The organism is Lysinibacillus sp. NPDC097214, from assembly GCF_050277945.1.
GTDB lineage: Bacteria > Bacillota > Bacilli > Bacillales_A > Planococcaceae > Lysinibacillus > Lysinibacillus xylanilyticus_B.
In genome coordinates, this window is record NZ_JBNNSS010000010.1 from 80,039 (window position 1) to 92,525 (window position 12,487).

The window sequence follows — 12,487 nt, forward strand, 5'->3', positions numbered from 1 at the left end:
AAGAGGGAAAATCCCGAACTTTGACGAAATGGTATGTACTAATGGATTAACACAGGGAAATTGACTTTAATTTGGCTCATCATCAAAATTTGGGATGACATTTTGTTAAAACATATGTCATGTGGATAAGTTGATTGGAGTGGAGGCTGGGCGACTCCTCGGGGATCAGCGTCACAGATGAGACCCTGGAGCGAGCATAGCGAGTGAAGCGGCTCATCGGACGCCCCCAGGAAAGCGCCCAGCCGGAACGGAAACAACCCCACGTTATGATAGTTATTGAAAAAATGCATGAAGGTGGTCGGTTAACATGTTTATTCAACCAGAATGGCAGTATAAGCAAGAAAATGGTTCAGCTATGCATCAATGGATTAAACAAAAAGAAAATCCACTTCCAAGTGACGTAGATATTATATTGTATGGTGCTTTATTATCGTATGCTAGTAAACCCTCCGAAAAAGCACTATATCCAACAGCGTTTCGAAAGGCTTGGCCAAGCTTTCAATCTTACAATTTAGATGAGCAAGTAGATTTGCGCGCGTTGGCAGTCTTTGATGTTGGTGATGTGGCCATCCATGAGACGGATAGAATGCTTTCAGAGTCAGCTATAGAAGCTGCAGCAGAAAGCTTAAGTACCGCATATTCTAAAAGTTTCACCTGTCTTATAGGTGGAGATCATGCAATTACAGCTTGTTCTCTAAGAGGAATAAAGAATGCTTTTCCAAAGGATCGCATAGGGATTATTCAAATTGATACGCATTTGGATGCCCGAAATCAGGAGGAAATTGGTTTAGCTATGGATTCTCCAATGCAGAAGCTCATTGCAGCAGGGATTGTAGAGGGAAAACATGTTTATAATGTCGGGCTACACGGCTTTTTTAATTCCCCAGAAATGATTCATTATGCGAAAGAACAAGGAATTCATATGATTACGTTAAAGCAAATGCGTCGTGATGGCATTCAATTAACCATTCGCGAAATGCTCCGTCAGCTTATGTATGAGGTGGATCGTATTTATGTATCTGTCGATTTGGATGCACTCGATATTACATTCGCCCCAGATGTACCTGCAGCAACACCCGGTGGATTAACGGCCTATGAATTATTCGATATCCTAAAGCTCATAGGAGAAAATGAAGGAGTCCGCCATATTGACTTTGTCTATGCGGATCCAAAAGAGGGGGATCTACGCCCGGAAACCGTAAAGATGGGCGTAACAGCATTTTTACAATGGTTAACAGGTATTCGACTGGATTACCGCAATCGTATTTCAAAAAGAGGCAACGAAATAATTAGATCGTTATAAAATGGGACGTAGAATGATGGCTTGTATATATTTACAATGAAGTTTGATGATAGTTTGCTATAATAGAACAATGCTTAATATATTATATAATTAATGGTTCATCACTCAAAGTTGTGGATGACTTTTGTTAAAACGTCCACTATGTAAATAAGTTGATTGTAGTGGAGGCGGGGCGACTCCTTGGGATTAGCAATAGAGGAACGAAGGCTAAAACCATCACATCCTGTGATAACGCCTTCGTGACCAACATCGTGTTGGCCCGAGACCCTGCAGCGAAGCGAAGCGGCTCATCGGACGCCCCCAGGAAAGCGCCCAGCCGGAACGAAAATCAACCACACGTTTTGGTGATGATCCAAATTAATACATCATTGTATTGTTATAGAGAGGATTATTTATCATGACAACAAAACCAAAATTATTAATTATTGATGGCATGGCGCTATTATTCCGTTCATTTTTTGCGTCTGCAGCGATGGGGCATTATATTCGCCTTGCGGATGGGACACCTTCGAATGGCGCTCAAGGATTTGTGCGTCATGTATTAACGGCACAATCTATTATGAAGCCTACCCATCTAGCTGTTTGTTGGGATATGGGTTCACATACATTCCGCAACGAATTATTTGATGGCTATAAGGCTAATCGTCCATCACCACCAGAGGAAATGCTACCGCAATTTGATATGGCAAAAAATTTATCCGGGCAAATCGGCTGGCAAAACTTCGGTGTTAAAGGGATGGAGGCAGATGATTTAATTGGCTCAATGATTACAAAATTTCAGGATGAGGCTGACATTACGGTAATTAGTGGAGACAAGGATTTACTACAGCTTTTAAGACCATCAACGGAAATTGCTTTTACGAAAAAAGGCTACACAGAGTATGACGTTTATACACATACACGCTTTACAGAGGAATATGGCATCGAGCCTATTCAATTTGCACAGGTCAAAGCTTTTATGGGAGATTCGAGTGACGGTTATCCTGGCGTAAAGGGAATTGGACCAAAGCAGGCGCTTACGTTAATTCAAACGTATGGTTCTATCGAAAATGTTCTTACATCACTAGATGAATTAAAGCCTGGACAACGTACGAAAATTAAAGAGAATCTAGATATGCTTAATTTGTCACACGAGCTTGCAACCATTCAAACAAACGTATCAATCGAGGCAGATTTAGCGAGTTTAGTATTACCTAATTACGAGCCTCAAACGTTCAAAGAAATAGAACAACTTGGCTACACATTAATCGCCAAGCAGGCACGCTCGTTATATTCACTTATTTAATAACAAACATCATGGTCTTCAACGCAGAGTATAGAAATATGCTCTGTTTTTTTATTGCTCATCATGATAAGTTGGGGATGACATTTTGCTAATTCGTATGTCATGTATAAGTTGATTGGAGTGGAGACTAGGCGACTCCTTGGGGATTAGCGATAGGGGAACGAAGGCTAAGAGCATCACATCCTGTGATAATGCCTTCGTGACCAACGTCGTGTTGGCCCGAGACCCTGGAGCGAGCATCGCGAGTGAAGCGGCTCATCGGACGCCCCCAGGAAAGCGCCCAGTCGGAACGGAAATCAACCACACGTTATGGTGAAGAACCTTTATAAAATTTTTTGTAACCTTTTCCTAACCTCAAACGAATTATAAGCAAATAAGTAAAAGGAGGGGAAAGATTGATTGATTCAAATAACTTGGAATCAAGAATCGTTGAAATTTACAATTTGTATTACTTAGACGTTTATAGATTTCTTGTTTGTTTTACAGGAAATCAAAATGATGCTGAGGATTTGACCCAGGAAGTATTCATTCGGGTATTAAAAGGTTTATCGAATTTTAACGGTAACTATCAGTTAAAAACATGGATTTTTTCAATCGCAAAACATGTGGCAATCGATCATTACAGAAAGAAAAGAGTTTCCTCACTATTTAAGGACGGTTTTTTTAATCAGTTATTATCGAATGAAAAGAAGCCTGATGAGGAATTTGAGGTAACAGAATTAAAACGATTTATTCATGAAGCGATTGCTAAATTAAAACCAAAATACAGAGCAGTAGTCATACTGCGAGGTATTAATGAATTTTCCATTAACGAGACTTCAGAAATTCTTCAATGTAGTGCATCGAAAGTGAAAGTTGATTATCATAGAGCCCTAAAAGAGCTTAAAAGAAAACTGAATATTGAAATAGAGGGGGTATTGACGAATGCAAAATGAACGAGATTTATTTGATATGCTGAAAGAAATGTACCCTCAACATCCTAGAAAGGAGTTTGTTTCTGCAACTGAGAATACACTTAGACACCGAGCACGAAGCATGAGTAAAAAAAGAATCTTAACAAAATTCTCCGCGGTTACAAGTGGTGTTTTAGTTTGTGCATTTATTTTTTCATGGTTACTCTTTTTTAATGAAAATGGCAAAATTTCAGAGGTAATCCAAAGTGTTGGTGGGACTTCATCGTCTTATGCAATGGACGAAAAAGAACCTTTAGTCTATATTTATCATTCACATAATATGGAATCATTTATTCCGGAGCTTCCTGAACAAAAAACTGATTGGATGGTTAATAGTCAAACTAAAAATGTAACATTGGTTGGTAAAGAGTTAAGTAGAGCATTAAAGGAAATGCAGGTTCCATCAATTCATGATGAGACAGATATAGCTGGGATCTTAAAACAGAGAGGTTTATATTTTCCGGATTCATATAAAGTATCACGGGAAAATTTACAGAAAGTCTTAGCTGAAAATGACAGTGTTCGCATGGTTTTTGATATACATCGAGATTCTACAAAAAGACGGGAATCCACAATTGAAATTAAAGGGAAAGAGTACGCAAGAATTAAATTTGTCGTATCAAAAACGAGTGGAAACTATGAAACGAATAAAAGATTTGCAACTCAGCTTCATAAACAACTAGAAGAATTATATCCGGGATTATCAATAGGTGTAATAGAAAAAGGGATCAATCCTCAAAATACCTATAATCAAGAACTCCATGATAATTCAGTATTATTAGAAATGGGAGGTATAGAAAATACTCTGGAAGAAATGTATAGAACAACAGATATTTTTGCACAGGTTCTAAAGGATATTCTTGAGAAAAGCAAATAAGCGTTGAATTATAAGAAGAGCGTGTCTAAACATTGCAGGCACGCTTTCACTTAGTTCGGTGTAATTTTCACGAAGCTCAATACTTTTTCATTATTTTTAAAAGGAGCCGTTCGAATTTTACTTTCACGATGAAGACCACCATTATCATGGAACATTAACAACAGCTCATCATTTCGTATTTCATAGCCGATGAGAGGTACCCAATGATACGCGAAGGCAGCTTTTTTATCGCACCAATTCAGGCTAAAATAGCGGTCAAAGCGTATGGCGACAGGCCGGCCTGCATCGATCTCCTGCATAGCCTCCTTTAAAGTACAATCACGAATATCCCATGTCGGACGGAGCCGCCGAAGATTGCGAATAAGACGCCACTTAAATAACCCAATTCTCGTGCCACCGAGAAGTTTATAAAGCTCATTTACAGAAGGAGCTTGATCTTCAAAGTAGTTTAAGATTACGTGTACAGTTGTAGGTCCACATGCGGAATTACGATAGTTTGGTGAAATGGCTGCATCATATTGTGATTTCCCAAGTAGTGACAATTGTTGGCGCATCATAATCTCCTTTCTAAAAAGAGCCGCATTTCCAAAAGAAATGCAGCTCTTTTTTTGCAGAAGAATTCTGTAACTTGCGGCTGACGCTTCGCTTTCGCCACAACTCAGTAGACCTTCTACATTAACTTTGCTATTTTAGCCTAGTTAATTATTTTTGTTCAGATAAGAAATCTGTTACTTGCTGAGGTGATTTAGCATTAGCACTATGTAAATGTGCTAATTTTTCACCGTTTTGGAAAATTAGTAGGCTTGGAATACCCATTACATCATATTTGTCCGCAATTTCTGGAAGCTCATCACGGTTAAGTTCATACCAGTCAAATTGGTTGTACTCTTCGATAATTGGATCGATGAACATGTTCATGCGTGTGCAATCTGGGCACCATCCAGCGTAAAATTTTACTAGAACTTTTTGATCACCAGAGATCAGTTCGTTAAATTGGTCAGCAGTTGTAATTGTTTTCATTAGTATTTCACTCTCCTCGCTTTCCATTTTACACATTTTTAACGCAACCTGAAAGTTTTCTGTTTGGAATAATCGCTATCTGCTTATTGTCTTGTTTTCGCTCGTAAAAAACGAAAAAAGTTGTATATTGCAAAAATAATTGGTGGAAAAAGATTGCTAAATGAAACAAAATATTCTACACTAAAAACAGAAAAAGTAGTTTTATCTTCATTCAGCGGAAAATAGTACCTCAAAAACTAAAATGGTAGTTGAACGGAGATAAGCCTTAGTTGTATGTCACAGAAAACAACTAAATTTGAATCGAGCTAGACCCATTCAAATTCTGGACAAAAATACACTAAGGTAAACTTGATATTTTTTTGGTCAAAAAATGAATGACTATTCATTCAATGGGAGAATAAGGGGGAATTGCTTGTGACTTACAACATTAAAAAAGCAGCTGTTCTAGGTTCTGGGGTAATGGGTTCTGGAATTGCAGCACATTTAGCAAACATCGGTATTCCAACATTATTATTAGACATTGCACCGAAGGAACTAACAAAAGAGGAAGAAGCGAAGGGGCTTTCCTTAGAGCATCCTGCTGTAAGAAATCGTATCGCAGGCGGAGCTCTTCAAAAGTTATTAAAGCAAAAGCCAGCACCACTTACTTCTAAGAAAAATTTATCACTACTATCGGTTGGTAACTTTGAGGACGATTTAGAGAAATTAAAAGATGTAGATTGGATTATTGAAGTTGTTGTTGAAAATTTAGCGATTAAACAAAACTTATATGAAAAAGTTGATGCTGTACGTAAGCCAGGTACAATTATTAGTTCAAACACATCGGGCATAAGTATCGATGCAATGGCAGAAGGGCGTTCAGAAGATTTTAAAAAGCATTTCCTAGGAACTCACTTTTTCAATCCGCCACGCTATTTAAAATTACTTGAAGTCATCCCAGCAAACACAACAGCGCCAGAAGTTGTCAGCTTTATGAAAACATTTGGCGAAGATGTACTTGGGAAAGGTGTCGTACTTGCAAAGGATACACCGAACTTCATTGCCAACCGTATCGGAACGTACGGTTTACTAATTACTTTACAAGAAATGATGAAGGGTAGCTATTCAGTTGGTGAGGTGGATTCTGTAACCGGTCCACTAATTGGACGTCCCAAATCTGCAACCTTCCGAACGTTGGATGTTGTTGGTTTAGATACATTTATCCATGTAGCGAAAAACGTTTATGATCAAACAACTGGTGAAGAGCAGCAAGTATTTGCAGTACCCGAATTCTTACAGAAAATGGTCACAAACGGCTGGCTCGGAGCAAAATCAGGTCAAGGATTCTTCTTAAAGCAAGGTAAAGAGATCCTTGAAATTGATCCAAACACTTTAGAATATAGCCCTGCTAAAAAGTTAAAAACACCTTCTATCGAAATGGCAAAACAAACACGTGGATTAGCAAATAAAGTGAAAGCATTAACATATGCTAAGGATCGTACCGGAGAGTTATTATGGGGTATCTTTGCTCCAACGCTCATTTACTCTGCACAGCTACACGGTGAAATTGCTGATGATATTGTTGCCATTGACAATGCTATGAAATGGGGCTTCGGTTGGCAGCAAGGGCCATTTGAAATATGGGACGCAATTGGCGTCAAAGAGTCCGTAGCTAAAATGGAGGCAGAAGGTCGTGAGGTGCCGGCATTCGTCAAAGATATGTTAGCAAGTGGCTTTGAAACTTTCTATTCGGACATGAACGGCGACCTTGCCTATTATAATGGCTCTGAATACGTAAAAGTGCCAGTCAATGAAAAGGAAATTAACTTAAAACGCTATAAGAAAAAGCACGGTGTTATTAAATCAAATACAGGTGCTAGTTTAATAGATATAGGTGATGGAATTGCATTACTTGAATTCCATTCCCAATCAAATGCAATTGGCTTAGACATTATCCAAATGATTAACTTTGCAATCGATGAAGTAGAAGCGAATTATAAAGGCTTAGTCATCGGTAACCAAGGGAAAAACTTCTGTGTTGGTGCAAATCTAGGAATGATTTTAGTAGAAGCACAGGATGATAATATTTTTGAGTTAGATTTCGTTATTAAAGCATTCCAAGATGCGATGCAAAAGATTAAATACTCTCGCAAGCCTGTTGTGGCAGCGCCTTTTGCTATGACACTTGGTGGCGGAGCAGAAGTTTGCTTACCAGCCGCACATATTCAAGCAACAATGGAAACGTATATGGGCTTAGTCGAAGTCGGCGTAGGATTAGTTCCTGGCGGTGGCGGTAATAAAGCGCTTTACCAAAAATTCCTCAAAGGCTTACCAAATGGCGTCGAGGTAGACTATCAACATATTGCTAATAAAGTATTTGAATCGATTGCGATGGCGAAAGTTTCGACATCTGGTGAAGAAGCACGTGAAAATAACTTCTTAAACTTTGCTGACGGGATTTCTGTTAACCCAGATCACCAACTATATGATGCAAAACAAGCTGCACTAGCGCTTTTTGAATCAGGCTATTTACCGCCTGTACCTACCAAAGTTCCTGTAGTCGGTGCATCAGGATACGGTACGCTATTAATCGGTGCGCAAGGAATGTTTGAATCAGGCTATATTAGTGAACATGATTTAAAAATCGCTAAAAAATTAGCGTATGTCATTGCTGGTGGTAAAGTTCCATATGGCACATTAGTAGATGAACAATACCTATTAAACCTTGAACGTGAGGCGTTCCTTAGCTTAGTGGCAGATCCGTTATCTCAACAAAGAATGCAGCACATGCTTTTAAAGGGAAAACCACTGCGTAACTAACTTTAAGACTGAATTAACCATACTTGCACATGAAACAAAGGGGGATTAATACGATGCGTGAAGCCGTTATTGTAGCAGGAGCACGAACTCCGATTGGGAAAGCGAAGAAAGGTTCTTTAGCAACCGTTAGACCAGATGATTTTGGAGCGGTGGTTGTCAAAGAAACATTAAAAAGAGCGGGCTATGAAGGTCCGATTGACGATTTAATTTTAGGATGTGCAATGCCAGAAGCTGAGCAGGGCATGAACGTAGCACGTAATATTGGAGCGCTTGCTGGATTACCAGATACAACGCCAGCGCAGACAATTAATAGATTCTGTTCATCAGGTTTACAGGCAATTGCTTTTGCAGCAGAGCGTATTATGCTAGGACATTCTAAGGCAATTCTTGCTGGTGGCGTCGAGTCTATGAGTATGGTGCCAATGGTTGGCAATACGCCTCGCTTAAATCCAACGTTAGCAGAAACTGCTCCTCAATATTATATGGGGATGGGGCACACAGCTGAGGAAGTGGCGCGTCAATACAATGTAAGTAGAGAAGATCAGGATGCATTTGCTGTTCGTTCACATGAGCTTGCAGAAAAGGCGATTAAAGAAGGCAAATTCAATGATGAAATCGTACCAATCGAAGTGGAGCAACATTATGTAGATGACAACAACAAACCACAGGTGAAAAAATTCACGTTTAGCATGGATGAAGGTGTACGTCCAGGTACATCTGTAGAAGGTTTAGCAAAGCTTCGTCCAGCCTTCCATATTAAGGGGAGTGTTACAGCTGGTAATTCTTCTCAAACTTCGGACGGTGCAGCAGCGGTACTTGTGATGGATCGTGAGGAAGCTGAAAAGCAAGGGCTTAAACCGATGGCGAAGTTTTTAGGCTTTGCGGTGGGTGGAGTACCTCCTGAGGTGATGGGTATTGGCCCAATCGTGGCAGTACCGAAAGCACTTGAAATTGCGGGTTTATCAATAGATGACATTGATCTTTGGGAAATTAACGAAGCATTTGCATCACAATCCTTACAGGTCGTACGTCATTTAGGCATCGATCAAAATAAAGTAAATGTCAATGGTGGAGCCATTGCCGTAGGTCACCCACTTGGTGCAACGGGAGCTATTTTAACATTAAAGCTTATTCATGAATTGAAGCGTCAAGGTAAGAAATATGGTGTCGTGACAATGTGTATCGGCGGCGGTATGGGTGCTGCGGGAGTATTTGAACTTCTATAATTTTTGCTAGATCAGCTTGGAGTGCTACGTTTCTGGTTGCCTCCGAACACAGTGCTTCAAGCTTTTCTATATATTGGGGATAAAAACTATTACTAATAGATGCATAGGGAGGAATTTTGAATGACAGAAAAAACAACGGATTTCATTAAAGGCGGCGGATTTATTATTGAAGATGTGGAGTTAGATCGTGTATTTACACCAGAAGATTTCACAGATGAGCATAAGATGATTGCTAAAACTACTGAAGAGTATGTAGCAAATGAAGTGTTACCAGTCGTTGAAAATTTAGAAAATCATGAATTTGAGCATTCGGTTCGCCTACTAAAAAGTGCAGGTGAACTCGGCTTACTAAGCGCAGATGTACCTGAAGAATATGAAGGTCTAGGATTAGACAAAGTTTCTTCTGCATTAATTGCAGAAAAAATGTCAGTTGCTGGCGGCTTCTCTATTACACATGGTGCACATGTAGGTATTGGTTCTTTACCAATCGTCCTATTCGGAAATGAAGATCAAAAGAAGACGTATTTACCAAAGCTTTCGTCAGGTGAATTAATCGCTGCTTACGCCTTAACAGAGCCAGGTTCAGGTTCTGATGCATTAGGTGCAAAAACGACTGCCAAGTTAAACGATGCAGGGACACATTATATTTTAAACGGTGAAAAGCAATGGATTACAAATGCAGGCTTTGCAGATGTATTTGTTGTTTATGCAAAAATCGATGGCGATAAATTTACAGCATTTATCGTAGAACGTGCCTTCAATGGCGTTTCAGTTGGAGCAGAAGAGAAAAAAATGGGGATTAAATCTTCATCGACACGTACATTAATACTTGAAGATGCAGAAGTACCTGTAGAAAACCTTTTAGGTGAAGTAGGTCGCGGACACGTTATTGCCTTTAATATTTTAAATATCGGTCGCTATAAATTAGGGGTTGGAACAATCGGTGGCTCGAAGCGTGCATTAGAGCTAGCTATTCAATATACAAACCAACGTCAGCAGTTTAAAACGAAGCTGTCTGATTTCAATCTAACAAAAGAAAAACTATCGACTATGGCTTCACAATTATATGCGTCTGAGTCATTAAATTATCGTACAGTAGGTTTATTTGAGGACCGCTTAAGTCAACTAAGCCCAGATGAGCAAAAGCAAGGGAAAGTAATTGCTGGTGCAATTGCTGAGTATGCGATTGAATGTTCTATTGCTAAAGTATTTGGTTCTGAGACTTTAGATTATATTGCAGATGAAGCGCTTCAATTACATGGTGGTTACGGCTTTATGGCTGAATACGAAGTAGAACGTATTTACCGTGATTCTCGTATTAATCGTATTTTTGAAGGTACAAATGAAATTAACCGCATGATTGTACCAGGTACATTTATGAAAAAGGCATTAAAAGGCGAATTGCCATTACTAAAAGTCGCTCAAAATTTACAGCAAGAACTTCTTATGTTAATGCCTGAAGATGTAGGCACAGAGCCTTTAGCACAGGAAAAATATCTTGTGAAAAATGCGAAGAAAATTGCTGTATTGGCAGCAGGTTTAGCAGCACAACGCTTCGGCGCGAAGCTTGATCAAGAGCAAGAAGTATTAGTGAAGATTGCAAATATCGCAAACCAACTATTCGCTATGGAATCTGCTGTATTGCGTACAGAAAAAGCGATTGCTCGTGACGGTGCTGAAAAAGCTCATCAAAAGTTATTGTACACTCAAATCTTCTGCCAAGAAGCATTTGCAGAAATTGAAAAAGAAGCAAAAGATACGATTCTTGCTTCAGCAGATGGCGACGCTGCACGCATGACATTGTCTGCACTACGTAAATTAACTCGCAACAACCCATACAACTTAATCGAGAAGAAACGCGAAGCTTCTGTTAAATTAATTGAAGCAGAAAAATTTGTAGTTTAATATCGCAGGTTAAACCTAGCTATCCACTGAGGTGTGATAGCTAGGTTTTTTTGTTGGAAATAATAGTATGGCTCTTGCAAAATGAGGAGGTGATTTCCGTTCCAGGCTACTCGCTTTGTCGCTGACGCTTCGGAAAGCGCCCAGCCGGAACGGAAATCAATCCCACGCTTTGGAAGTATTGAGCTATTAATTGTTTCATTTTGGTTCGTACCGGTTATGATGGTATACTACAGAAAATGAGGGGGACGCTGAAAATATAGTGTCCTAAAAAGATAGTAGAGGAGCCTTATAAATGACGATTCAATTTATTCAATATCCTAAATGTACTACTTGTAAAAAAGCTCAAAAATGGCTAAATGACAATGGAATTTCATACGAAGAGGTACACATTGTCGAACAAACGCCTACAAAGGACGAATTATCAAACTTATGGCAGGCAAGTGGACAACCTTTAAAGAAATTTTTTAATACTTCTGGTATGAAATATCGCGAGCTCGGCTTGAAAGATAAGCTTGCTGAAATGACTGAAGAGGAGCAGCTTGAACTGCTTGCGTCCGATGGTATGTTAATTAAGCGTCCGATTGTAACTGATGGAAATAAAGTTACTTTAGGGTTTAAAGAATCAGATTTTGAGCAAGCTTGGAAATAACGCTTTTAATCTTGTTTTTATGGTAGAAGTATGGCACACTGAAAGTGAATATATTACATATTTATGGAGGGGTTTTTTGCATGAGCACACCTAAAGACTTACGATACTCTGAAGAGCACGAATGGGTAAAAGTAGAAGATGGTAAAGTACGTATCGGTATTTCTCACTTCGCACAATCTGAACTTGGAGATATCGTTTTCGTTGAACTTCCACAAGTTGGCGACGAAATCAAAACAGATGATCCATTCGGTAGCGTAGAATCTGTAAAAACAGTTTCTGAATTATATGCACCAATCTCAGGTACAGTAGTTGAAGTAAATGCAGATTTAGAAGATAGCCCAGAATTCGTTAATGAATCACCATATGAAAAAGCATGGATGGTCGTTGTAGAGCCTGCTGATGCATCAGAAGTTGAAAAACTTATGACAGCTGAGCAATACGATGAAATGATTGCAGAATAATACAAGCCT

At 39.2% G+C, this 12,487-nt stretch carries 11 protein-coding genes; 9 read left to right on the forward strand and 2 right to left on the reverse strand.

The annotated features are described in order from the left end of the window. The first annotated feature begins 307 nt into the window (after window positions 1-307). The 4 genes from ACQKMI_RS19940 to spoIIP all read left to right on the forward strand — a co-directional run bounded on the left by ACQKMI_RS19940 (window position 308) and on the right by spoIIP (window position 4,418). A complete protein-coding gene (locus tag ACQKMI_RS19940; RefSeq protein WP_427491742.1) occupies window positions 308-1,303 on the forward strand; it encodes an agmatinase family protein in 996 nt (331 codons plus the stop codon). Between the two features lie 397 nt (window positions 1,304-1,700). Further along, complete coding sequence (locus ACQKMI_RS19945) at window positions 1,701-2,588, forward strand: 5'-3' exonuclease (RefSeq protein ID WP_427491743.1); 888 nt, start codon at window positions 1,701-1,703, stop codon at window positions 2,586-2,588. A gap of 395 nt (window positions 2,589-2,983) precedes the next feature. Continuing rightward, window positions 2,984-3,523, forward strand: a complete 540-nt coding sequence (locus tag ACQKMI_RS19950) for an RNA polymerase sigma factor (protein WP_427491744.1) — start codon at window positions 2,984-2,986, stop codon at window positions 3,521-3,523. Then, window positions 3,513-4,418 carry a stage II sporulation protein P gene (gene spoIIP / locus ACQKMI_RS19955; protein ID WP_427491745.1) on the forward strand — a complete coding sequence of 302 codons (906 nt, stop codon included), beginning with the start codon at window positions 3,513-3,515 and terminating at the stop codon, window positions 4,416-4,418. The genes ACQKMI_RS19950 and spoIIP overlap by 11 nt, the downstream gene beginning before the upstream one ends. A gap of 50 nt (window positions 4,419-4,468) precedes the next feature. Here the strand turns inward: spoIIP and ACQKMI_RS19960 are convergent, their stop codons facing one another. After that, window positions 4,469-4,972, reverse strand: coding sequence for a C39 family peptidase (locus tag ACQKMI_RS19960; protein ID WP_427491747.1), 504 nt, complete (start codon window positions 4,970-4,972; stop codon window positions 4,469-4,471). Window positions 4,973-5,120: 148 nt separating this feature from the next. Then, a complete protein-coding gene (locus tag ACQKMI_RS19965; RefSeq protein ID WP_427491876.1) occupies window positions 5,121-5,465 on the reverse strand; it encodes a thioredoxin family protein in 345 nt (114 codons plus the stop codon). A 387-nt stretch (window positions 5,466-5,852) separates the two neighbouring features. On the opposite strand from ACQKMI_RS19965, the gene ACQKMI_RS19970 reads away from it, so the two are divergent. The 5 genes from ACQKMI_RS19970 to gcvH all read left to right on the forward strand — a co-directional run bounded on the left by ACQKMI_RS19970 (window position 5,853) and on the right by gcvH (window position 12,478). Next, window positions 5,853-8,237 carry a 3-hydroxyacyl-CoA dehydrogenase/enoyl-CoA hydratase family protein gene (locus ACQKMI_RS19970; RefSeq protein ID WP_427491748.1) on the forward strand — a complete coding sequence of 795 codons (2,385 nt, stop codon included), beginning with the start codon at window positions 5,853-5,855 and terminating at the stop codon, window positions 8,235-8,237. Window positions 8,238-8,290: 53 nt separating this feature from the next. Beyond that, window positions 8,291-9,463 carry an acetyl-CoA C-acetyltransferase gene (locus ACQKMI_RS19975; protein WP_427491750.1) on the forward strand — a complete coding sequence of 391 codons (1,173 nt, stop codon included), beginning with the start codon at window positions 8,291-8,293 and terminating at the stop codon, window positions 9,461-9,463. A gap of 120 nt (window positions 9,464-9,583) precedes the next feature. Continuing rightward, window positions 9,584-11,368: an acyl-CoA dehydrogenase family protein gene (locus ACQKMI_RS19980; protein WP_427491752.1), complete on the forward strand. Its 1,785-nt coding sequence runs from the start codon at window positions 9,584-9,586 to the stop codon at window positions 11,366-11,368. Window positions 11,369-11,660: 292 nt separating this feature from the next. Then, window positions 11,661-12,017 carry an arsenate reductase family protein gene (locus ACQKMI_RS19985; RefSeq protein ID WP_427417247.1) on the forward strand — a complete coding sequence of 119 codons (357 nt, stop codon included), beginning with the start codon at window positions 11,661-11,663 and terminating at the stop codon, window positions 12,015-12,017. A gap of 80 nt (window positions 12,018-12,097) precedes the next feature. After that, window positions 12,098-12,478 (forward strand): glycine cleavage system protein GcvH, encoded by a 381-nt coding sequence (gene gcvH / locus ACQKMI_RS19990; protein ID WP_427491754.1) that lies wholly within the window; start codon window positions 12,098-12,100, stop codon window positions 12,476-12,478. Window positions 12,479-12,487: the final 9 nt, after the last annotated feature.